This is a genomic window from Mesorhizobium sp. M1329 (genome assembly GCF_040318035.1).
Lineage (GTDB): Bacteria > Pseudomonadota > Alphaproteobacteria > Rhizobiales > Rhizobiaceae > Mesorhizobium.
This window is the reverse complement of record NZ_JAMYLN010000018.1, coordinates 82,355-105,290: the sequence shown is the minus strand read 5'-3', so window position 1 is coordinate 105,290 and position 22,936 is coordinate 82,355. Positions and strand designations below refer to the sequence as shown.

Annotated in this window: 23 protein-coding genes; 17 read left to right on the top strand and 6 right to left on the bottom strand. The window is 63.0% G+C overall.

Features of this window, described 5'->3' with window-relative positions; all coding sequences use genetic code 11:
- Positions 1-43 precede the first annotated feature (43 nt).
- The 15 genes from NKH21_RS19295 (at position 44) to NKH21_RS19225 (ending at position 15,437) form a co-directional block, all read left to right on the top strand.
- Positions 44-1,570 carry an ABC transporter substrate-binding protein gene (locus NKH21_RS19295; protein WP_352866930.1) on the top strand — a complete coding sequence of 509 codons (1,527 nt, stop codon included), beginning with the start codon at positions 44-46 and terminating at the stop codon, positions 1,568-1,570.
- Between the two features lie 224 nt (positions 1,571-1,794).
- Entirely contained in the window at positions 1,795-2,802 is a 1,008-nt protein-coding gene (locus NKH21_RS19290; protein ID WP_352866928.1) for an ABC transporter permease, read from the top strand.
- Entirely contained in the window at positions 2,795-3,643 is an 849-nt protein-coding gene (locus NKH21_RS19285; protein ID WP_352866925.1) for an ABC transporter permease, read from the top strand. The genes NKH21_RS19290 and NKH21_RS19285 overlap by 8 nt, the downstream gene beginning before the upstream one ends.
- Positions 3,640-4,530, top strand: coding sequence for an ABC transporter ATP-binding protein (locus NKH21_RS19280; protein ID WP_352866923.1), 891 nt, complete (start codon positions 3,640-3,642; stop codon positions 4,528-4,530). Before NKH21_RS19285 ends, NKH21_RS19280 begins: the two co-directional genes overlap by 4 nt.
- Entirely contained in the window at positions 4,523-5,353 is an 831-nt protein-coding gene (locus NKH21_RS19275; protein WP_352866920.1) for an ATP-binding cassette domain-containing protein, read from the top strand. Before NKH21_RS19280 ends, NKH21_RS19275 begins: the two co-directional genes overlap by 8 nt.
- An 81-nt stretch (positions 5,354-5,434) precedes the next feature.
- A complete protein-coding gene (locus NKH21_RS19270; RefSeq protein ID WP_352866919.1) occupies positions 5,435-6,034 on the top strand; it encodes a VOC family protein in 600 nt (199 codons plus the stop codon).
- 142 nt (positions 6,035-6,176) lie between these two features.
- Entirely contained in the window at positions 6,177-8,471 is a 2,295-nt protein-coding gene (locus NKH21_RS19265) for a bifunctional salicylyl-CoA 5-hydroxylase/oxidoreductase (protein ID WP_352866916.1), read from the top strand.
- Entirely contained in the window at positions 8,468-9,241 is a 774-nt protein-coding gene (locus NKH21_RS19260) for an SDR family NAD(P)-dependent oxidoreductase (protein WP_352866914.1), read from the top strand. The genes NKH21_RS19265 and NKH21_RS19260 overlap by 4 nt, the downstream gene beginning before the upstream one ends.
- Entirely contained in the window at positions 9,235-9,705 is a 471-nt protein-coding gene (locus tag NKH21_RS19255; protein ID WP_352866912.1) for a MarR family winged helix-turn-helix transcriptional regulator, read from the top strand. Before NKH21_RS19260 ends, NKH21_RS19255 begins: the two co-directional genes overlap by 7 nt.
- Positions 9,702-10,514 (top strand): enoyl-CoA hydratase family protein, encoded by an 813-nt coding sequence (locus tag NKH21_RS19250; RefSeq protein WP_352866910.1) that lies wholly within the window; start codon positions 9,702-9,704, stop codon positions 10,512-10,514. The genes NKH21_RS19255 and NKH21_RS19250 overlap by 4 nt, the downstream gene beginning before the upstream one ends.
- A 230-nt stretch (positions 10,515-10,744) precedes the next feature.
- Positions 10,745-11,893 carry an acyl-CoA dehydrogenase family protein gene (locus NKH21_RS19245; protein ID WP_352866907.1) on the top strand — a complete coding sequence of 383 codons (1,149 nt, stop codon included), beginning with the start codon at positions 10,745-10,747 and terminating at the stop codon, positions 11,891-11,893.
- Positions 11,894-11,967: 74 nt separating this feature from the next.
- Positions 11,968-12,363 (top strand): RidA family protein, encoded by a 396-nt coding sequence (locus tag NKH21_RS19240; protein ID WP_352665353.1) that lies wholly within the window; start codon positions 11,968-11,970, stop codon positions 12,361-12,363.
- A gap of 176 nt (positions 12,364-12,539) precedes the next feature.
- Entirely contained in the window at positions 12,540-13,331 is a 792-nt protein-coding gene (locus tag NKH21_RS19235; protein WP_352448543.1) for an ABC transporter substrate-binding protein, read from the top strand.
- Between the two features lie 108 nt (positions 13,332-13,439).
- A complete protein-coding gene (locus NKH21_RS19230) occupies positions 13,440-14,114 on the top strand; it encodes an amino acid ABC transporter permease (RefSeq protein WP_352866904.1) in 675 nt (224 codons plus the stop codon).
- A 30-nt stretch (positions 14,115-14,144) separates the two neighbouring features.
- Entirely contained in the window at positions 14,145-15,437 is a 1,293-nt protein-coding gene (locus NKH21_RS19225; protein ID WP_352866901.1) for a cysteine desulfurase-like protein, read from the top strand.
- On the opposite strand, the gene NKH21_RS19220 is transcribed toward NKH21_RS19225, so the two are convergent.
- Positions 15,368-16,240, bottom strand: coding sequence for an NAD(P)H-dependent oxidoreductase (locus NKH21_RS19220; RefSeq protein ID WP_352866898.1), 873 nt, complete (start codon positions 16,238-16,240; stop codon positions 15,368-15,370). The genes NKH21_RS19225 and NKH21_RS19220 overlap by 70 nt on opposite strands.
- A 93-nt stretch (positions 16,241-16,333) precedes the next feature.
- Between NKH21_RS19220 and NKH21_RS19215 the strand changes: the two genes are divergently transcribed.
- The gene (locus NKH21_RS19215; protein ID WP_352866896.1) at positions 16,334-17,254 is read left to right on the top strand and encodes a LysR family transcriptional regulator; all 921 of its coding nucleotides are present in this window, start codon (positions 16,334-16,336) and stop codon (positions 17,252-17,254) included.
- 22 nt (positions 17,255-17,276) lie between these two features.
- Here the strand turns inward: NKH21_RS19215 and NKH21_RS19210 are convergent, their stop codons facing one another.
- The 5 genes from NKH21_RS19210 to NKH21_RS19190 are packed head-to-tail and all read right to left on the bottom strand — an operon-like array spanning position 17,277 to position 22,561.
- Positions 17,277-18,107: a dipeptide ABC transporter ATP-binding protein gene (locus tag NKH21_RS19210; RefSeq protein ID WP_352565201.1), complete on the bottom strand. Its 831-nt coding sequence runs from the start codon at positions 18,105-18,107 to the stop codon at positions 17,277-17,279.
- A complete protein-coding gene (locus NKH21_RS19205; protein WP_352665358.1) occupies positions 18,104-18,979 on the bottom strand; it encodes an ABC transporter ATP-binding protein in 876 nt (291 codons plus the stop codon). Before NKH21_RS19205 ends, NKH21_RS19210 begins: the two co-directional genes overlap by 4 nt.
- 4 nt (positions 18,980-18,983) lie before the next feature.
- Positions 18,984-19,901 carry an ABC transporter permease subunit gene (locus NKH21_RS19200; protein ID WP_023676823.1) on the bottom strand — a complete coding sequence of 306 codons (918 nt, stop codon included), beginning with the start codon at positions 19,899-19,901 and terminating at the stop codon, positions 18,984-18,986.
- Position 19,902: 1 nt separating this feature from the next.
- Positions 19,903-20,910: an ABC transporter permease subunit gene (locus NKH21_RS19195; protein ID WP_023676822.1), complete on the bottom strand. Its 1,008-nt coding sequence runs from the start codon at positions 20,908-20,910 to the stop codon at positions 19,903-19,905.
- A gap of 58 nt (positions 20,911-20,968) precedes the next feature.
- Complete coding sequence (locus NKH21_RS19190) at positions 20,969-22,561, bottom strand: ABC transporter substrate-binding protein (RefSeq protein WP_352665360.1); 1,593 nt, start codon at positions 22,559-22,561, stop codon at positions 20,969-20,971.
- Positions 22,562-22,574: 13 nt separating this feature from the next.
- Here NKH21_RS19190 and NKH21_RS19185 point away from each other — a divergent pair, with 13 nt between their 5' ends.
- On the top strand, positions 22,575-22,847 hold the full coding sequence (locus NKH21_RS19185) for a hypothetical protein (RefSeq protein WP_352866891.1): 273 nt from the start codon (positions 22,575-22,577) through the stop codon (positions 22,845-22,847).
- Positions 22,848-22,936 lie beyond the last annotated feature (89 nt).

Below are 22,936 nucleotides of genomic sequence, written 5' to 3'. Positions count from 1 at the left end.
GATTGACAACGACACCGCGCATAAAAGCAACAGGGGAACGACCATGACCATCAACAGACGAGAATTGCTCGGATATGGCGCGGCCGCACTTGGCGCCACGGCGCTCGGCCTGCCGCAAATCGCCAAGGCTGCCGGCGAACTGACCATCGCCTACAATGTCAATCTGCCGTCCTGGGACCCGACCACCGGGCCTTCGGCGGTCAACCCGACCATCCAAGGTCTCTACCAATCGGTGTTCGACCAGTTCATCCCGCAGAAGCCGGATCTTTCTTTCGCGCCCGGCCTGCTCACCGAATGGGGCTGGAACGAGGATCGTAGCAAGATCATGATGACAGTGCGCGAGGGCGTGACCTGGCATGACGGCTCGCCATTTACGGCCGAAGACGTGGTCTGGTCGCTGCAGCGGGCGGGCGACGAAAAGACCGGCAACCCGATCCAGTTCGTCTGGAAGAACGTCAACAACTTCAAGATCGACGGCAACAAGATCACCGGCGACGTCGTGCAATTCGACCCGGTGTATTTCAAATGGATGTCGTTCCTCACCGGCTACATCATGCCGAAGGCCTATTACGAGAAGGTCGGCGCCGAAGGCTTCGAGAAAGCTCCGATCGGCACCGGGCCTTATATGGTCGACAAATTCGAGCGCAACGCCTTCCTGCGGCTTAAAGCCAACCCGAACTACTGGGGCGGCAAGCCGGCCTTCGAAAACGTGACCATCAAGTTCGTCACCGATGCCGCGAGCCGCGTCGCCGAGATCGAGTCCGGTTCCTCGCAGGTGACGCTGGAAATTCCTTACGAGGAATATGACCGCCTGATCGCCAAGGACGGACTTGCCGGCTCGTGCAAGAACGTTTCCGACATCGGCATGATCTTCTTCAACGACATCGACGTGATGCTGGAAAAGAACGTCCGCCAGGCAGCGGTGATGGCGGTCGACAAAAAGCTTTTGGTCGATCGGTTGCTGCGCGGCTACGGCCAACCCATCGATACGCTGGAGACGCCGGAATACGCCGCCTACAATGCGTCGATCAAAGTCGAGCACAACCCGGAAAAGGCCAAGGAATTGCTGGCCGCATCCGGCTATTCGCCGGAAAAGCCGGTCAAATTCACGATACAGACGACCAAGGGCTTCAAGCCCAAGGACTACGAGATGATCCAGGCGATCGTCGGCATGTGGCGCAAGGTCGGTATCGAGGCGACGATCGAGGTGTACGAGATCGCCAAGCACTACGAGTTGCGCGCCGCCGACAAGCTGGCGCCGGCGGCCTTCTACAATTGGGGCAATGCCATCGGCGATCCCACGACGTCGACCGGCTTCGCCATGTATGGACCAAGCCCGCATTCGGTATGGGACAGTCAGGACCTGATCGACATGATCAATCCGCTATGGGGTGAGAAGGACGAGGCCAAGCGCATCGCCGGCTGGAAGGCCGTCGACAAATACATCGCCGAACAGGCCTATGTGCTGCCGCTGATCCAGTATGCGCAGCCGATCGTGCATGCCAAGGGCGTCAACGTCGTGCAGCATGTGTCGGGCGCACTTCTGCCGGCGCTGATGAGCCCGGCCTGAGATCGGCGCGAGGAGGCCCGCGGTCGCAAGATAGCGTGCCTCCTCTGCTTGCGCAGGCCCCCTCATCCGGCCCTTCGGGCCACCTTCTCCCCAGCTGGGGAGAAGAGACTGGCTCAGCCGTCAGCGACCTCTTCTCCCCTCGGGGAGAAGGTGGCCGCGAAGCGGCCGGATGAGGGGGCCTGTTCGTTCCATCAGTCACTGAAACGCATTAGGCTTAAGCCAGAATGCTGCTGCAAAGATTCCTGATCCGTCTTCTGACGATGGCGATCACGCTGTTCGGTGTGGCCGTCGTCGTCTTCGTCGTCATCCGCGTCGCGCCGGGCGATCCGATTGCGATGATGCTGCCGCCTGGCGCCACCGATACCGACATCGCGCGGCTGCGCGCTCTCTACGGGCTCGACAAGACCATCGTCCAGCAATTCTTCATCTGGCTGGCCGGTGTCGTCAGGGGCGATTTCGGCACTTCGATATCATTGCGACAGGATGTGCTCGGGCTGGTCTTCAATCGCCTCCCGGCGACGCTGGAACTCGCCATCGTCGCGCTCCTGATGGCGGTGGCGATCGGCGGCACCACGGCGATCCTCGGCGCGCGCGAGCGCGGCACCGCGGTCGAAGCCGGCATCGACATTGCCAGCGGTGCGGCGCTCTCGATTCCCGATTTCCTGTGGGGTCTGGTGCTGATCCTGCTGTTCGGCGTGCTGGTGCCTATCTTCGACATTTCCGGCCGGGTGTCGCCGCAGCTCGACCTGCCCTTCGCCACGCAATTCTATCTGTTCGAAAGCATTGTGCGACTGCGCTTCGACCTGACCAGGGACCTTTTGGCGCACATGCTGATGCCGGCGATCGCGCTGGCACTGCCGCTGGCCGCCATCATCTCGCAGCTGTTGAAACAGTCGCTCAAGGAAGTGCTCGACCTCGACTATGTCGTGCTAGCGCGGGTGAAGGGGTTTTCGGAAACGCAGGTCATCCTGCGCGAGGCGCTGAAGAACGCAGCATTGCCGACGCTAACGCTGGTCGGCGTCCAGTTCACCTTCCTGATCGGCGGCACGGTCATCGTCGAGAGGCTGTTTTCCTATGAAGGCCTCGGCAATATGGCGATCGATGCCGTCATCAACCGCGACCTGCCGTTGATCCAGGGCATCGTACTGGTGTTCGCGCTGCTGTTCGTGCTGATCAACCTTGCCGTCGACATGATGTACGCGCTGCTCAATCCGAGGCTGCGCCATGGATGAGGCCCGCATTTCAAGACATGGCTCGCGGGCACGCCTGTGGCTGGCCGGCGGCTGGCTGCTAATTGCGCTGCTGGCCGCGATTTTTGCGCCGCTGGTCGCGCCGCAGGACCCACTGGCGCAAGACCTGATGCTGGAGCGGCTGCCGCCGTTCTGGCTGACCGGTGCCGAGCCCGGCTACTGGCTGGGCACCGACAGCCTCGGCCGCGATCTGTTGTCACGGCTGATCTTCGGCGCTCGCATCGCCTTCATCGTCGCCTTCGCCGCCGCGATCGCCGCCTGCCTGGTCGGCTCGATGCTCGGCCTGATATCAGGCTATTTCGGCGGCTGGGCCGACCGCATCATCTCGCGCATCGTCGATGTCTGGATGGCGTTCCCGCCGGTGCTGTTCGCCATCCTGCTGGTTGCCGTGCTCGGTACCGGCTTGAGCTCGGTCATCATCGCGATCGCCGTCATCGACTGGACGCGCTTCTGCCGGGTGATCCGCGCCGAGGCGATGGGCCAGTCGCGAATGGACTATGTCGAGAACGCCCGCATCGCCGGCTATGGCCGCATCGGCATCATGCTGCGCGAGGTGCTGCCCAATGTGGTGCCGTCGATCGTGGCACTGCTGTCGCTTGAGATGGGCATTGCCGTCATCGTAGAGGCGATCCTGTCCTTCGTCAATCTGTCGATCTCGACCGACGATCCGACCTGGGGCGGCATCATCGCAGAGGGCCGCTTGTCGATCCATCAGGCCTGGTGGGTGCTGGTGTTCCCGCTGGTCACGCTGATCCTGACGGTGCTGTCGTTCAGCCAGTTCGGCGAAGGTCTCAGGGCACGTTTCGATCCGGTGCTGCGATGAACGCGCGGGCGAAATCTTGCCTCGACATACGCGACCTTAGCGCCGTTCTGCCCAACGGCCAGCGCGTGCTGCGCTCGGTGTCGCTCGCCGTCGGGCCCGGAGAAGTCCGGGCGCTAGTCGGCGAGAGCGGCGCCGGCAAGACGATGATCGGCAAGGCGGTGCTCGGCGTGCTGCCACCCAGCGTGCGCATCGTCGAAGGCGATATGCTGCTCGAGGGCGAGGACCTCGGCAAGCTTCTGCCCAAGGCAAGGCGCACGCTGATCGGCGCGCGCACGGCGCTGATCCCACAGGATCCCTTGACCGCGCTCAATCCGTCGCGCCGCATCGGCCCGCAGATGACCGACCGGCTGGTGCGCATCCTGCGCTGGAGCGGTGAGAAGGCCGATGCACGCATCCGTCAATTGCTGGATGAGGTGCAGATCCGCGACCCCGAGCGTGTCCTCAAATGCTATCCGCACGAACTGTCCGGCGGCATGCGCCAGCGCGTGCTGATCGCCGCTGCGTTTGCGGCCGAACCAAGGCTGATCGTCGCCGACGAGCCGACCACGGCGCTCGACGTGACCGTACAGAAGCAAATCTTGCGGCTGATCGCGCAGTTGCAGCGCGAGCACGGCACGGCGATCCTGTTCGTCACCCATGATCTCGGCGTCGTCGCCAAGATCAGCCAGAAAGTCTCGGTGCTCTATGCCGGCAAGGTGGTGGAGGAGGCCGAGACGGCTGCCCTCTTCGCCGCCCCGCAGCACCCTTACACACGGGCGCTGATGGCGGCGACGCCGCGCTACACCGATCCGCTTGCATCGCTGAAACCGGTGGACGAGGCGGTGCTGGCCGGACTGGCCGCGGAGATCGCCACGGCCGACCAGGCCTGGAGGCGCCCGCATGGCTGAGCCGCTGTTTTCCGTGCGCGGGCTCAAGGTCGCGTTGCCCGACATGACGCGCAAGCCGCTGATCGGCCGGGCGCCGCTGGCCGAGATCCTGAAGGGCCTCGATTTCGACCTGCCCAGGGGCTCGGTGACCGGCATCGTCGGCGAATCCGGCTCCGGCAAATCGACGCTTGGCCGTGCCTTGGTGCGGCTTCTGGAGCCGAGCGCCGGCAGCATCAGCTTCGAGGGCCGCGATATCACCCATCTGCCGGAAGCGGAGCTGCGGCCGCTGCGCCGCAATCTGCAGATGATCTTCCAGGATCCGATGTCGTCGCTCAATCCGCGCCGCACCATCTTCAGCATCATCGCAGCACCGCTCAAGCAGAACGGGCTTGGCGACAGCCTCAGGGATCGTGTCGCGGAGGCACTTCAGCGCGTCGGCCTGCCGCAAAGCTTCGCCAGTCGCTACCGCCACGAACTGTCGGGCGGTCAGCGCCAGCGCGTCGGCATCGCCCGCGCCCTGGCGCTGTCGCCGAAATTCGTGCTAGCCGACGAGATCGTCTCCGGCCTCGACGTCTCGACGCAGGCACAGATTCTGACGCTGCTGGAAAAGCTCGCGGCGGAGATGGGCCTCACCGTTGCCTTCATCAGCCATGATCTGTCGGTGATCCGGCGACTGTGCCGGCAGGTGATCGTCATGCGCGAGGGCGCGATCGTCGAAGCCAGCGCGACGGACGATTTGTTCGAGCACCCGCAGCAGGCTTATACGCGCGACCTCCTCGCCGCCATTCCGCTGCCCGAGATCGATGACGCTTGGTTGCTGCCCGCCGCAAAGGCGCGGGCATGAAACACAATCCTATTCGCACGCCGAAGAGCGGGCCTCGGACGTGCGCCGACAAGTCAGCTCGCGAAACGGAGGAGAACTGGAATGAAATACGCAATCAGAAACACGATGCTTGCGGCCGCTCTGCTCGGCTCGATGGGAGCAGCCTCGGCTGATTCGATACCCGGCATGCGTGGCCACGACCACACCGGGGTCACCGTCCCCGACATGCAGCAGGCAGTCGAGTTCTTCACCGAAGTGGTTGGCTGCAAGAAGGCGATGTCGTTCGGCCCGTTCGCCGACGACAAAGGCACGTTCATGCAGGATCTGCTGGGCGTCGATCCCAAGGCGGTGGTCGAGGAGATCACCCTGGTCCGCTGCGGACACGGGTCGAACATCGAGCTGTTCAAATACACCGCGCCGGACCAGAAGGACCTGACGCCTCGCAACAGCGACATAGGCGGCTTCCATATCGCCTTCTATGTCGACGACATCGCCGCCGCAAAAGCCTATCTTGACGGCAAAAGCGTCAAGACGCGGATGGGGCCGCTGCCGGTTACCGAAGGCCCGGCAGCCGGCCAGACCATCCTCTACTTCCAGGCGCCTTGGGGCTTGCAGTTGGAAGCGATCAGCTATCCCAATGGCATGGCCTATGAAAAAGATGCGGAGACGGTGCTGTGGAGCCCGAAGAACCCGGAAAAATAGCCCGGGAGTCCCTGGCCTGCGCAAGCCGACTGCCGGCAAGCTGGGTTTCCGAGGCGGATTGTTTCAATCCTGAAACTTCAAGCTTGAATTAATCCGCCTCAGGCGTAAACTCGACGGACAGAAGCGAAGAGGAGATCGCACGATGAAAGTTGCGGTTCTCGGCGGCGGACCAGCCGGGCTCTACTTTGCCATCTCGCTGAAGCTCAGGGATGCCTCGCATGAAGTGACGGTGTTCGAGCGCAACCGTGCCGATGATACGTTCGGCTGGGGCGTCGTGCTGTCGGCCGAAACGCTGGAGAACCTGACCAAGAACGACCCGGTCAGCGCCGTCTGGATCCGCAAGCACTTCGCCTATTGGGACGACATTGCCGTCATCCATGACGGCGTGCGCACGGTCTCGACCGGCCACGGCTTTTGCGGCATCGGCCGCAAACGGCTGCTCACGCTGCTGCAGCGGCGGGCGCGCGAACTCGGCGTCAAGCTGGTCTTCGAAACCGACATCGCCGATCCCAATCCGTATATGGAGACGCACGACCTGGTCGTCGCCGCCGACGGGCTGAACTCGAAAGCGCGGGGCACCTTCGTCGACGTGTTCAAGCCCGATATCGATGTCCGCAAATGCAAGTTCGTCTGGCTCGGCACCCACCAGAAATTCGACGACGCCTTCACCTTCATCTTCGAGAAAACCGAGCATGGCTGGGTGTGGGCGCATGCCTACCAGTTCGATAGCGATACCGCGACCTTCATCGTCGAATGCAGCGAGCAGACCTGGCAGCGCTTCGGCTTCGGCGCGATGTCGCAGCAGGAATCGATTGCCGTCTGCGAGCGCATCTTTGCCCGCCATCTCGGCGGCCACGCGCTGATGACCAACGCCAATCATATCCGCGGCTCGGCGTGGATCAATTTCCCACGGGTCTTGTGCGAACGCTGGTCCTACAAGAACCTGGCGCTGATGGGCGACGCGGCGGCGAGCGCGCATTTCTCGATCGGTTCCGGCACCAAGCTGGCGCTGGAAAGCGCGGTGGCGCTGGCCGACTATGTCGAGTCCGAACCGGACCTCGAGGCCGCCTTTAACAAATATGAGGATGCGCGGCGCACCGAAGTGCTGAAGCTGCAGTCGGCGGCGCGCAATTCGCTCGAATGGTTTGAGGAGGTCGAGCGCTATCTCGGCCTCGATCCGGTGCAGTTCAACTATTCGCTTTTGACACGCTCGCAGCGCATCAGTCACGAGAATTTGCGGCTGCGCGATGCCGAGTGGCTGGCCGGCGCCGAGGAATGGTTCCAGCGCCAGGCCGGCGCCGGGGGCAATAATCTGCGTCGCGCGCCAATGTTTGCGCCGTTCCGGCTGCGCGACATGGCGCTGCAGAACCGTGTCGTCGTCTCGCCGATGGCACAGTACAAGGCGGTCGACGGCTGTCCGACCGACTGGCATTTCGCCCATTATGCCGAACGGGCCAAGGGCGGCGCCGGCCTCCTCTACATCGAGATGACCTGCGTCAGCCCGGAGGGCCGCATCACGCCTGGCTGCCCCGGTTTCTATGCGCCCGAGCATGAGGTCGCCTGGAAGCGGCTGGTCGAGTTCGTCCATGGCGAAACCGAGGCCAAGATCTGCGCCCAGATCGGCCATTCCGGTGCCAAGGGGTCGACCATGCTCGGCTGGCAAGGAACCGACGTGCCGCTGCCCTCAGGCAATTGGCCGGTTATGGCAGCGTCTTCCGTGCCGTGGTCGCCGGAAAACCAGGTGCCGAGGGCGATGAACCGCGCCGACATGGATATGGTGCGCGACCAGTTTGTCGGCTCGGCCGAGATGGCGGCGCGCTGCGGCTTCGACATGCTCGAAATCCACGCCGCGCACGGCTATCTCCTGTCCTCCTTCATCACGCCCCTGACCAACCGGCGCACCGATGCCTATGGCGGCTCGCTGGAAAACCTCATGCGCTATCCCTTGGAAATCTTTCACGCGGTGCGCGCCGCGTGGCCGGCCGAGAAGCCGATCTCGATGCGCATCTCCGCCAATGACTGGCTGGGCATCGAGGGCGTGACGCCGGCCGATGCCGTAGAGATCGCGCGGCTGCTGCATGAGGCCGGCGTAGATATCTGCGACGTATCTGCCGGCCAGACTTCGGCCGTGGCAAGACCGGTCTATGGCCGCATGTTCCAGACGCCGTTTTCCGACCGCATCCGCAACGAGGTCGGCATGGCGACGATGGCGGTCGGCAATATCTATGAGCCGGACCACGTCAACTCGATCCTGATGGCGGGCCGTGCCGATCTCGTCGCACTGGCTAGGCCGCATCTTGCCGATCCCTACTGGACGCTGCATGCGGCCGTCACGCTTGGCGATCGCGGCGTCAAATGGCCGGATCCCTATCTGCCCGGCCGCGACCAGCTCTACCGGCTGGCCGAACGCGAAGCGGCAGCGCGGTTGAAAGTATGAGTGCCGCCGCGACGATTTCCGGGCGGCATGCGCTGGTCACCGGCGGCGGCTCCGGCGTCGGCCGCGCAATCGCGCTGGCGCTGGCCGGCGCCGGCATCGACGTGACCATCTGCGGCCGGCGCGTGGAGCCGCTTGCCGAGGTCGCCGCCGAGAACAAGCGCATCTTCGCCAATGCCGCCGACGTCACCGACGAGGCATCGATGGCGTCGCTCTACGAGGCCGCGGAAGCGGCACGCGGACCGTTCGACATCGTCGTTGCCAATGCCGGCATGTCCGGCAGCGCCCCGGCGCAACGGACCTCGCTGGCAGACTGGCAGCGCACGCTCGACGTCAACTTGACCGGTGCGTTCCTGACCGTGAAGCCGGCATTGGCCGGCATGGCAGTGCGCAAGACTGGCCGTATCATCTTCGTCGCTTCCACCGCCGGACTGAAAGGCTATCCCTATGTCGCAGCTTATGTTGCCGCCAAGCATGGCGTCGTCGGCCTGATGCGGGCACTCGCCGTCGAGACCGCCAAGTCCGGCATAACAGTGAATGCCGTGTGCCCAGGGTTTGTCGAAACCGAGATGCTGGAGAGCGCCGTCCAGCGTATCGTCGAAACGACCGGCCGCTCGTCGGAGCAGGCACGGACAAGCCTTGCCGCGAGCAACCCGCAAGGCCGCTTCATCCAGCCGGAAGAAATTGCGGCCGCCGTACTTTATCTGTGTGGCGACGCCGCCCGGTCGATTACCGGGCAGACGATTTCGATCTCCGGAGGTGAGACATGGTAGCCGGTCCCCTGCCCGCCCCGTCCGGACCCGGCAAGGACCGCCTGCGGCTGTGGATACGCCTGCTGCGCGCCTCGCGCACCATCGAGGCCGAGCTGCGCGAACGCCTGCGGCAAGAGTTCAACACGACGCTGCCACGCTTCGACGTGATGGCCGCGCTCTACAGGGCGCCGGAAGGCATGCTGATGAGCGACCTGTCGCGCTTCCTGCTGGTGTCCAACGGCAATGTCACCGGCATCATCGACCGCCTGGTCTCGGAAGGGTTGGTGATGCGGGCCCGACGCAATGGCGACCGCCGCACTTCGATGGTGCGGCTGACCGAAGAAGGGTCGAAGACGTTCGCCGTGATCGCCGCCGCGCATGAAAAATGGGTCGGCGAGTTGCTGGGCAATGTGAGCGAGAACGAGGCGCGCCGGTTGACCGGCATGCTGACCTCCTTCCGCAGCAATTGGGAGGGACGGGAATGACGAAGATGGCGGGCCGCAAGCCGAAGCATTTCCTCTGGCAGGTCGAAGGCAAGATCGCAAAGATCCGGCTCGACCGGCCCGAACGCAAGAACCCGTTGACGTTCGACAGCTATGCCGAATTGCGCGACGCTTTTCGCGATCTCGTCTATGCCGACGACGTCGATGCGGTGGTGTTCCTGCCCAATGGCGGCAATTTCTGCTCGGGCGGCGATGTCCACGACATCATCGGTCCACTGGTCAAGATGGACATGAAGGCGCTGCTCGCCTTCACCCGCATGACCGGCGATTTCGTCAAGGCGATGCTGAATTGCGGCAAGCCGATTATTGCGGCGGTCGACGGCGTGGCGGTCGGCGCCGGCGCGATCATCGCCATGGTCTCCGATATCCGCATCGCCACGCCACAGGCCAAAACGGCTTTCCTGTTCACCCGCGTCGGCCTTGCCGGCTGCGACATGGGCGCCTGCGCGATCCTGCCGCGCATCATTGGCCAGGGCCGCGCCGCCGAGCTGCTCTATACCGGCCGCACGATGAGCGCCGAGGAAGGCGAGCGCTGGGGCTTCTACAACCGGCTGGTCGATGCCGCAAAGCTCGAGGCCGACGCGCTCGACATGGCCGCGCGCATCGTTTCCGGCCCGACCTTCGCCCATGGCATGACCAAGACGCAGCTGAATCAGGAATGGTCGATGGGGCTTGACCAGGCTATCGAAGCGGAAGCGCAGGCGCAGGCGATCTGCATGCAGACCCGCGATTTCGAGCGGGCGTACACGGCTTTCGTCGCCAAGGAAAAACCGGTGTTCGAGGGGAACTAGGATGGTTGTTTCAATGGATACGCTGGCGGGACGGCGCCCCCCTCTGTCCTGCCGGACATCTCCCCCACGAGGGGGGAGATTGGCAGTTCCATTGCCTCGCCTCTTCTTGCAACGCTGGAAATTGGCGAAAGCGCCCGCGACAGCCAATCTCCCCCCTCGTGGGGGAGATGTCCGGCAGGACAGAGGGGGGCGCCGTAGAGCGCAACGCCTTAAACACGGCGGAGGCATCCATGCCTGACCGTTCCTTCCTTTCTTGGCCCTTCTTCGAGGATCGCCACAGCGCGCTTGCTGAAAAGCTGGAGGTGTGGTGCGCGAAGAACCTGCCGGTCGATCACCACGACGTTGATGCCGCCTGCCGTGAGCTGGTGGCGAAGCTCGGCCGGGACGGCTGGCTGAAACCAACCGCGCTCGACACCGACAACCCCTCACCGCTCGACGTGCGTACGCTCTGCCTCACGCGCGAGACGCTGGCCCGGCATGACGGGCTGGCCGATTTCGCCTTCGCCATGCAAGGGCTCGGCACTGGTGCGCTCAGCCTGTTCGGCTCGCTCGAGCAGCAGCATTGGCTGGCTAAGACACGGGCCGGCAAGGCAATTTCGGCTTTCGCGCTTTCGGAGCCGCGCTCGGGATCGGACGTCGCCAATATGGAAATGACGGCCACGCGCGACGGCGACAGCTATCTCCTATCCGGCGAAAAGACCTGGATCTCCAACGGCGGTATCGCTGACTTTTATGTTGTCTTTGCCCGTACCGGCGAGGCGCCCGGCGCCAAGGGGCTTTCCGCCTTTGTCGTGCCTTCCGAAACCGAAGGGCTGATCGTTGCCGAGCGGCTGGAGGTGATTGCGCCGCACCCGCTCGCCCGGCTGTCCTTCGACAATGCACGCATTCCAGCCTCGGCGCTGATCGGCAAACCCGGTGACGGTTTTCGCATCGCCATGTCCGTGCTCGACGTGTTCCGTTCGACTGTCGGCGCAGCGGCACTCGGCTTTGCCCGGCGCGCGCTGGACGAAAGCATCGCAAGAGTGGCCGAGCGCAGGCTGTTCGGTGCGCCGATGGCGGAGCTGCAGATGGTGCAGGGCCACATCGCCGACATGGCGCTGGATGTCGATGCCGCCGCGTTGCTGGTCTATCGTGCCGCCTGGACCAAGGACATGGGCGCGGCTCGGGTTACCCGCGAAGCCGCCATGGCCAAGCTGTTCGCTACCGACAAAGCGCAAGAGGTGATCGACAAGGCTGTGCAACTGCATGGCGGCGACGGCGTCCGCAAGGGCCATATCGTCGAAAGCCTGTATCGTGAGATCCGGGCGCTGCGCATCTACGAGGGAGCGTCCGACGTGCAGAAGGTGGTGATTGCACGGCAGGTGATGGGGGCGGCCTGAGACCGGAGTTGTGTGGAAGAATTGATTGTCTTTGAGTTTTAAGCGACCGGATTTGAGCATTGGGAGGTTTTGACATGCACACCATCCTGCAGCCGGAAGGCTGGGCGAAACCCGTCGGCTACGCCAATGGCGTCGCCGCGCGTGGACAGCTTGTCTTCGTCGGCGGGCAGGTCGGCTGGAACGGACAGGGCCGCTTCGAGACCGATGATCTTGTCGGCCAGGTGCGGCAGACGCTGGCCAATATTGTCGCCGTGCTCGCCGAGGCCGGCGCCACGCCGGAGCATATCACCTCGATGACCTGGTACTTTACCGACAAGGCGGAATATCTGGCCAATCTCAAGGGGATCGGCGAGGTCTATCGCGAGGTGATCGGCCGGCATTTTCCGGCGATGGCCGCTATGCAGGTGATGGCGCTTGTCGAGGATCGCGCCAAGGTTGAGATCCAGGCCACGGCGGTTATTCCGGAGTGACGGCAACACGCGGCAATTTTTTAAGCTTAAAACTTTCGCCTTGAAAAGCGCGGTACTTTGGATAGCATCCGATCTTACGACTGCCGTGCCGGGAGGGCTTTCCGGCAGTCCGGTCACTTGGCGTATCAAAGCCGTGCGGGGCCAAACCCGTCCGATCACAACCAGAGGGAACGAAAATGAACTTCACCCGTCGCAACCTGCTGCTTCTTGCTGCCGCAATCGGCATCGCCGGCGGCCCGGCCTATGCCGAAGGCACGCTGAATGTCGGCGCCTATCCGACCAATCCGCCTTTTGAATACAAGAACGAGAGCGGCACGTTCGAGGGTTTCGAAGTCGACATCATCAATGAGGCGGCAAAGCGTATCGGCATGACCACTGATATCGCCGATCTCGGCTTCCAGGCGCTGTTCGCCGCCACCACCTCGAAGCGCATCGACGTCGCCATCTCGTCGATCACCATCACGCCGGAGCGGCTGAAGTCGCAGTCGTTCACGCAGCCCTACTACGATTCCGACATGGGCATCGCCGCGAAGGCCGACAGCCCAATCAAAGCCGAGGCCGACCTCAAGGGTAAGATCGTCGGCGTGCTGTCCGGCTCGACCGGCGAAGCCTGGGTCAAGGCCCATCAGGAAGCGGACGGGTTCAGTGACGTCAAAGGCTACGACACCCAGCAGAATCTGCTGCTCGATCTCAGCTCCGGCCGCGTCGATGCGGCGGTCAGCGATATTCCGGGCCTGGAATATTCTTTCACCAGGATGAAGGATCTCGCCGTAAAAGAGCGCATCAAGACCGGCGAGCAGTACGGCCTGATGATGACCAAGGACCACCCGCTGCTCGGCAAGCTGAACGACGCGCTGACCGCGATGAAGAAGGACGGCACGCTGGCCGCGATCCACAAGAAGTGGTTCGGCAGCGATGCACCGGCCGATTCCTCGACCGTCAAGGAAATACCTATGCCGAAGGCCTGAACGTCAGTTCGCGCTTAAATGTCGTGCCGGCTTTCGTGCCGGCACGATTTCGGATTTCGGGCTCGGGCTCGAGCGTCGCGGGACGCCAAACGTTTCGGAAATGCTGCGATGTCGCTGCTGGACACCTTCTTCAACGCCGACGTCATGGTCTCCAGCCTGCCGGCGCTGCTGCGCGGTTTCCTGAACACGCTGCTGCTTGGAATCATGAGCATCGGCATCGGTATTCCCGTCGGCCTCGCGATCAGCCTGGTGCGGCTCTATGCGCCAAAGCCGCTTCGGCTGCTGGCTGTCGGCTACATCGACATTTTCCGGGCGATGCCGGTGCTGGTCGCGCTGATCCTGATCTACTATGCGCTGCCGTTCCTCGGTATTCGCCTGTCATCGTGGACTTCCGCGGTGATGGCGTTCGCCATCATCATGGCGGCCTATTCGGCCGAGGTGTTCCGCTCCGGCATAGAGAGCATTCCGCGCGGCCAGTTCGAGGCGGCGCAGGCGCTCGGACTGCCGTTCTTGCTGACCTTGCGCAAGGTAGTGCTGCCGCAGGCGATCCGCGTGGTCATTCCGCCAATGACCAGCAATTGCGTTTCGATGTTCAAGGATACTTCGCTCGCATCCACCGTGGCGCTGCCCGAACTGCTGAAGGAAGCGACCAACGCGCAGTCGCTCTATGCCAACCCCTCACCGCTGATCGGCGCGGCGCTGGTCTATCTCATCTTTCTCTGGCCGATGGTCCGTCTCGTCAGCCTCCTTGAACGCCGCTTCCAAACCGAAAAGACCCGCTGAATCTGTCAGCGCACTTCGCAGGAGACGACCTTGAACCAGCATCAGATTTCGAAAACCGGCGATGCCGCAGCTTTCCCGGTCGAGACGATCCGCGCCATGTTTCCCGCCTTGCAGCAAGCCGGGGACTTCGTCTTCATGGACAATGCCGCCGGCGCGCAGATCCCGCAAAGCGTACTCGATGCGGTCACCAACCATTTGGTCGCGCATAATGTGCAGCGCGGCGGCCGCTATGGCCGCAGCGTCACCGTCGACCAAGCCGTCGCCGGCGCACGCGAAAGCGTGGCCTTGCTGATCAACGCCACCAACCCGGCGGAAATCTGTTTCGGCATGAACGCCACTTCGTTCATCCGCCTGGTCAGCCTCGGCATCGGCCAGATGCTTTCCGAGCGACCAAACGAGGAGCGTGATGAGATCGTCATCACCGACATGGACCACGACGCCAATATCGCGACGTGGCTGGCGCTGGCGCCGGCCGGCGCCAAGTTCAAATGGTGGCGGATGCGCGAGGACGGTAATCTGCATGTCGACGATTTGCGCCCGCTGGTCTCCGAGCGCACCCGGCTCGTGGCCTGCACGGTGACGGCGCATTCGATCGGCTCGATTGTCGACGTTGCCTCCGTGGCTGGGATTGCGCATGCGGCAGGCGCTGAATTGTTCCTCGACTGCGTGCATTACGGACCGCACGGGTTGATCGATGTGCAGGCTTGGGATTGCGACTATCTGGTCTGCTCCGGCTATAAGAATTTCTCGCCGCATATGGGCTTCCTGTGGGGCCGCTTCGAAACGTTGAAGCGCTTGCCGACCTTCCGCGAGGATTTCATCCCCGACGAGCCGCCTTACAAGATCGAGGCCGGTACCTTCATTTACGAGAACGTCTCCGGCATGGATGCCGCGGTGCGCTACCTCGAATCGATCGGCCGCAATTTTGCTCCAGCCAATAACCGGTCGCGCCGCGACAACATCGTCGCCGGCATGAATGCCATCCGCGACTACGAGCAGGTGCTGGCGCGCGAAATGCTGGCGGTGCTCAAAGATTGCGGCGCTACGATCTACGGCGTGACCGAAGAGGCACGCCTCGGCGAGCGCGTGCCGACCTTCTGCTTCAACATCGGCACGCTGTCGCCGCAGAGGATCGTCGAGGAGATGGCCGAGATGCAGATCGGCATCCGCGACGGCCACATGTACGCGCCGCGCCTGATGAAGCGGCTCAATCTCAGCATGGACAGCGGCGCGGTGCGCGCCTCGCTGGTGCATTACAATACGATCGAGGAAGTCCGGCGCTTCGGCGAGGCGCTCCGCACCATCATCGCCCGGCTGTCCTGATCGGGCTGACCGGCGGCGCCGGCGCGATTCTCGTGGAGCGCGAAGGCGGTCGCACCCGGGTTCTCCAGGCCAGGGCGCAATTGCATGCTTGGGATCAAGTAATCGCCGCCATTCTGCTGCCGATAAGGAATGGGCCGGATTGTCTCGAGCGTCCGCATCCTCTCGCGCAGTCGCTCCGCGACAGGCTCGAAATCGGCCTCCCCGAAACGGTCCACCCTGTAGACCACGAACGGCGGAAGCACGTCGTAGCCCGGATAGTAGAGAATCCCGTGATTGATCGGGAACAGCAGATCGTCGATCGGGCCGTTGACGCCGCGGGCGGAATAATGCTCCTCCCAGCCGCCGGTGGTCACGATCAGCATTGCGCGCTTGCCGGCGAGCGTTCCCTCACCAAAGCGGTCGCCCCACCGCTTGTCGCTGTGCTCGCCAACGCCATAGGCGAAGCCGTAGGCGTACACCCGGTCGACCCAGCCCTTGAGGATCGCCGGCATGGCGTACCACCACAGCGGGAACTGGAGGATCAGGGTGTCGGCCCATAGCAGCTTGTCGATCTCGGCATTGACGTCATCGGTCAGAGTGTTCGTCGCGAAAGCCTTTTTGGAGGCGCCGGCCGGCAGGAAACGTGCTTCGGGCGGCCACGACGGAAAGTCGGCACGGTCTACCTCGGATTTCCAGCCATCGGCATAGAGGTCAGACACCCGCACCTCGTGGCCCTGGGCCTCGAGTTCCCTGATGGCGACGTCACGCAACGCGCCGTTGAGCGAACGCGGTTCAGGATGAGCAAAAACAAGCAGGACTTTCATGGGTCTACTCCGAAGAAGGGCGATAGACACCAAAGGTAGCCAGCCGTTGGCTGATCCGCTATATGTAGGAAATGTATAAGATAATGCCGAATAATGGATAGATCGGACGTCACTCTCGAGCGCATGCGCACCTTCGTTCGCGTCGCCGAGCGCGGCAGCCTCTCGGCGGTGGCGCGCGAGCTCGGAGTTGGACAGTCGACGATCACACGGCATTTGCGGGAACTCGAGGAGGCCGTCGGCGTGCCCTTGCTCAGCAGGACCACCCGGCGTGTCACGATGACCGATGAAGGCAGCCGTTACTATGCCGACAGCGTCCAGATCCTGCGCCTCGTTGAGCAGGCCGGCGATGAGGCGCGGGGCACGCGCGGCGCGTCGGCCGGCACGATCCGGATATCCTGCACGGCGGCGCTCGGGGTCTTGCATGTCAGCCGGCTGATCTTCGGCTTTCAAGACAGCTATCCCGACATCGGCATCGATCTCAGCCTAACCGACGAGCGCATCGACCTTGTGCGGGAGGGCGTCGACATCGCGCTTCGTCTCGGTCCGCTCACCGACAGCTCGATGAAACTGCGGGCGCTCGGCCAGTCCCGACGTCTGCTGGTGGCGGCGCCGGCCTATCTGGCGGCGCGCGGCAGACCGGCTGTCCCGCAGGATCTGCCTGGCCATGAAGGCATCCGGATGTCGAACATCGCGGGAAGCGACATGCTCGTCCTGCAGGGGCCGGGCGGCGAGACTTTTGCGGTGCCCTTTGGCGGGCGATTTCGTGTGGACCATGGGCTTGCCGCGCGGGAAGCCCTTGTCGCCGGACGCGGTATCGCACCCGCCCACCACTGGCTTGTCGACGATCTCCTGGCGGCCGGCCGGCTGGAGGTGGTCATGCCGGGCTATTTTCCGCCTCCCGTCCCGCTGAGCATGCTGATCGTTCCGGAGCGTGCGGGCATTGCCCGGGTGCGGCTACTGGTCGACTTTCTCGTCGAGCAGACCTCCGGCATTCCGGGTATCGAGAAGCGGTAGCCAGCCGGCAAACCTCGCCGGATCAGGCGGCCTTCTTCTTCGCCAACCTGGCCTTGATGCTGGCGACGTCGGCACGCGGCGTCGCCGCAAACAGCGTCCTGGTGTAACTGTGCTTGGGGTCGGCGAAGACCTCGTCGCGCGAGCCGTATTCGACCGCTTCGCCGAAATACATCACCATCACGTCGTCGGCGATGTAGCGCACCACCGACAGGTCGTGGCTGATGAAAACATAGGTCAGCTGAAACTCGTCCTGCAGGTCGGCAAGCAGGTTCAGCACCTGCGCCTGCACCGACAGGTCAAGCGCCGAGACCGGCTCGTCCAGCACCAGAAGGCTGGGGTTGAGCATCAGCGCGCGGGCGATGGCGATCCGCTGGCGCTGGCCGCCCGAAAACATATGCGGGTAGCGATTATAGTGCTCGGGGCCGAGACCGACCTTCTTCAGCATCTTCATGGCAAGATCGCGCCGCTCGTCGGCCGTGCTGTCGGTGTTGATGAGCAGCGGCTCGCCAAGCACGTCGCCGATCTTCTGGCGTGGATTGAGCGAACCATAGGGGTTCTGGAAGACGATCTGCACCTTGCGGCGCATTTCCTTCGACAGGCCGTCCCTTGCGATGTCCACCTTCTTGCCGTCGATGAAAAGCTCGCCGGAGGTCGCCGGATCGATCAGGGTGATGATGCGGGCAAGTGTTGACTTGCCGCAGCCGCTCTCGCCGACGATGGCCAGCGTCTTGCCCTTGTTGACGCTGAACGAAACACCCTTGACCGCATGAACCGTACGGGAAGGGCGGAAAAGCCCGCCGCCGACATGATAGTCGCGCACGATGTTCTTGCCTTCGACTACCGTCACGCTCATGAGGCGGTTCCTCCTGCGGACCGCGCTGCGACTACAGATGGGGCCGGCTCGAACAGCATGTCGGAAACAGTAGGCAACCGGTCGCCGACGGCGTTTTCCGGCAGCGCCGACAGGAGCGCGCGCGTGTAGTTGCTCTTGGGGGACTCGAACAGCGACAGCACGTCGGCCTCTTCCATCTTGCGGCCCTTGTACTGGACGATGACACGGTCGGCGGTCTCGGCAACCACCCCCATATTGTGGGTGATCATGATCAGACCCATGCCATATTTGGCCTGCAGGCCGACCAGCAGATCGAGGATCTGCTTCTGGATGGTGACGTCGAGCGCTGTGGTTGGCTCGTCGGCGATCAAAAGCTTCGGATTGCAGGCGATGGCGATGGCGATCATGACGCGCTGGCACTGACCACCCGACATCTGGTGCGGGAAGGAGCCCAGCCGTTCCTCGGGGTCGGCGATGCCGACGAGCTTCATCAGTTCAATGGCGCGCGCCCGGCGCTGGGCGCGGTCCATACCCATGTGGAAGCGCAGCACCTCCTCAATCTGGAAGCCGACGGTAAAGCACGGGTTGAGGCTGGCGACCGGCTCCTGGAAGATCATCGAAATGTCCTTGCCGACGATCTTGCGCCGCTCGGATGGGCCGAGCTTAAGCAGGTCGATGCCGTCGAAGGCCATGCTGTCGGCCCTCACTGTCGCGGTGTTGGGCAAAAGCCCCATCACCGCCAGCATCGCCACCGATTTTCCCGAACCGGATTCGCCGACGATCGCCAGCACCTCGCGCGGTTCGACCGACAGGTCGATGCCTTGTACCGCCATGAATGGTCCGGCGGCGGTGTCGAACGAAACGGTCAGGTTCTTGATCTCGAGAAGAGGCATTGGATTATGACCTCTTCAGCTTGGGATCGAAGGCATCGCGCAAGCCATCGCCGATCAGATTGATGGCAAGCACAGTGATCAGGATGGCAAGGCCGGGGAAGGTCACCACCCAAGGCGCGCGCAGGATGAACTCGCGCGCCGAGGCCAGCATCGTGCCCCATTCCGGCGTCGGCGGCTGCGCACCGACACCGAGGAAGCCGAGCGCCGCAGCCTCGAGAATAGCGTTGGAGAAGGACAACGTGGCCTGCACGATCAGCGGTGCCAGGCAGTTCGGCAGGATCGTCCTCACCATCAAGCGAAGATGACCGGCACCAGCCACCTTGGCGGAGATCACATATTCGCGGTTCTTTTCTGCCATCACGGCGGCGCGGGTGAGGCGCGCGAAATGCGGCTGCAGCACCAGCGCGATCGCCAGCATGGCGTTGAACAGGCCTGGGCCGAGGATCGCCACCAGCACCAGCGCCAGAAGCAGCGACGGGAAGGCCAGGATGATATCCATGATGCGCATGATCAGCGTGTCGACCCAGCCGCGGAAATAGCCGGCGAGCACGCCAAGCACGATGCCGCTGGTGAGTGAGAAGACGACGACCACCAGGCCTATGAACAGCGAAAAACGCGCCCCGAAGATCAGCCGCGAAAGCATGTCACGGCCGACCGCATCGGTGCCGAGCAGGAACATCGATTTGCCGCCTTCCTGCCAGGCAGGAGGCGCCAGCAGTGCATCGCGAAACTGCTCGTCGGGCGAATGCGGGGCGACGAACGGCGCAAAGATCGCCACCAGCACCAGCGCCGAAAACACGACAAGGCCGATGACGGCCCCGGTGTTCATCGAGAAGTAATGCCAGAACTCGGCGAAAGCCCGTTGCCTGCCGCCTGTCGGGATGGAGGCGGCGGTAGCTTCGGCGGCGGATTCGTCGGTCATCTCACTGCACCCGGATGCGCGGGTTGATGACGGCGTAGAGCACGTCGACGATCAGGTTCACCGCCATGACGATCAGCGCGATGATCAGCAATCCGCTCTGCACGACGACATAGTCGCGCTTGCCGATGGCGTCGATCATCCATTTGCCGATGCCTGGCCAGGAAAAAATGGTCTCGGTCAGAATGGCGCCCGCCATCAATGTGCCGACCTGCAGGCCAATGGTGGTGACCACCGGGATCAGCGCGTTGCGAAAAGCGTGCAGACCGATGACGCGGCGCGGCGCCAGGCCCTTGGCGCGCGCGGTGCGGACATAGTCCTCGCCCAGCACCTCGAGCATCGCCGAGCGCGTCTGGCGCGCTATGACGGCGAGCGGGATCGTCGCCAGCACGATCGACGGCAGGATCAAATGGCTGACGGCAGATTTAAAAGCGCCGCTCCTGCCGGAGATCAGGCTGTCGATGAGCATGAACCCGGTCGTCGGCCTGAAGAAATACTGCAGGCCGATGCGGCCGGAAACCGGCGTCCAGCCGAGATAGCCGGAGAAGAAGATAATGAGCAGCAACCCCCACCAGAAGATCGGCATCGAATAGCCGGTCAGGGCGACACCCATCGTCGCCTGGTCGAACCATGAGCCGCGCTTGACCGCAGCGAAGATACCGGCGGGGATGCCAAGCAGGACGGCGATGATCAACGCCACCGTCGCCAGTTCCAGCGTGGCTGGAAACAGCGCCTGGAATTCGCCGAGCACCGGCCGCTTGGTGGCAATGGATATGCCGAAATCGCCTGTGAGGACCCTGCCGATATATTCCAGGTACTGGATGACATAGGGCCGGTTGTAGCCAAACTGCTCGATGAGCTGGGCGTAGCGTTCGGGGCTGACGCCACGCTCGCCGGCCAGGGCCAGGATGGGATCGCCAGGCAGAAGCCGGACGAAGGCGAACGCCGCCAGCGATATGCCGAACACGGTCGGGATGATCAAAGCGAGCTTGTGGAGGAGATAACGGAGCATCTTGCTTCATAGAACGGCGGCGCGGGAAGTCCAGCGCCGCCGTTCAATTTCTCAGGACTTATTCGGTGACGTCGACGCCGTCAAACCGATGAATGCCGAGCGGGTCCATAACGAAGCCCGACACCTTCTTGTTCATCGGCATGAAGACCTTGGAGTGGGCGATGGTCAGCCACGGAGCCTCACGCTTGAACACCACCTGAGCTTCCTCGTAGATCTTGGTGCGCTCGGCGACGTCGGTCGTCGCCTTGCCCTTCTTCAGCAGATCGTCGAACTCCTTGTTGCACCAGATCGCATAGTTGGACTGGCCGATAGCATCGCAACCGAGCAGGAACAGGAAATTGTCCGGGTCGCCATTGTCACCGGTCCAGCCCAGTTCAAAGGCGCCGTCACGATCCTTGGCCTTGCCGCGTTGGCGGTATTCGGTCCATTCGTAGCTGACGATCTCCGCCTTGACGCCGACGGCAGCGTAGTCGGCCTGGATCAACTCGGCCACGCGCTGGGCGTTCGGGTTGTAGGGTCGGCTGACCGGCATTGCCCAGATCTTCATCGACAGATCCTTGACGCCTGCATCGGCCAGCATCTTCTTGGCCGCCTCGGGATCATAGGGATCGTCCTTGATGTCCTTGTTGTAGGACCACATGGTCGGCGGAATCGGATTGACGGCAACCTTGCCGGCGCCCTGATAGACGGCGTCGATAATCGCCTTCTTGTTGACCGCCATGTTGAGGGCCTTGCGGACCTCGACCTTGTCGAAAGGCGGCTGCGTCGTGTTGTAGGCGAGATAGCCTATGTTCAGGCCTTCCTGCTCGTCGACCTTGAGGTTCGCGTCACCCTGCAGCCCGGCAATGTCGGCCGGCGCCGGGTATGACATGATATCGCACTCGCCTGCCTTCAGCTTCTGCGCGCGCACGGCCGGATCGGGCGTGATGGCGAAGATCAGATCATCGATCTTCTGGCGGCCGCCATAGTAGCCGTCCCACGCCGCATAGCGCACGACCGCATCGACCTGATAGTCGACGAACTGGAACGGACCAGTGCCGACCGGCTTCTGGGTGAACTGCTGCCTGGTGCCGGCCTTGTCGAGCTGGTCGGCATATTCCTTGGAGACGATCGAGGCGAAATCCATGCCGAGGTCCGGCAGGAACGCGACTTCAGGCTTGTTCAGCACGAATTTCACCGTCAGGTCGTCGACCTTGACGATTTCCTTCAGGAGATCGGGGAAGCCCATGCCGGTGAAATATTCCCAGCCGGTGCCTTCCAGATAGCTGTACCACGGGCTTTCTTTCTTCCACTGGCGTTCGAAGGAAAAGATCACGTCGTCGGCGTTGAGGTCGCGCGTCGGCGTGAAATAATCGGTCGTCTGGAATTTCACACCCGGGCGAAGCTTGAAGGTGTATTCGAGACCGTCGTCGGAAACCGTCCAGCTCTCGGCCAGGCCGGGCGAGATGGTGGTCTTGCCATGCTCGAACTCGACCAGGCGCGAATAGATGGTGCGCGACGAGGCATCGAAGTCGTTGCCGCCGCTCCATGGCGACGGGTCGAAGCCGGCCGGCGAAGCCTCCGAGCAATAGACCAGTTGTTTTGCATTGGCCATGCCGCCGAGGACGCTTGCAGCCAGCAACGCGGCTGCAAAAGTCAGTTTCTTTTTCATTGAGCACTCCCTGATGTTCTTCCAAGCCCCTCTGTCAGGCTCGCGAAGGCCGCATATAAGCACCGTTTTTCTAGCTTTGGAACTGCTTGTTTGCCTAACCCACGGGAAGCAGAAAAAAATTCCGGCACGCGACAAATTGTGGAAAAAACGAGCCGAATCCGCAGATCACGACATTATTAGCGACTTCAATTTTTTGTTGATCGGTAATGCCGCCAATTGGGGGGGAATCGAGCCGTTCGGCTCAAGAGATGCGCGTCCGAAAACCGGTCGCGGCCAAGAGGTTTGACAGCAAGTCTTACCGCACTCCAAGTGGCGAGGCTTGCACGGCCGCCGCGTGTGGCAATACATAGATAGATGGACAGTGTGCTGGATTTC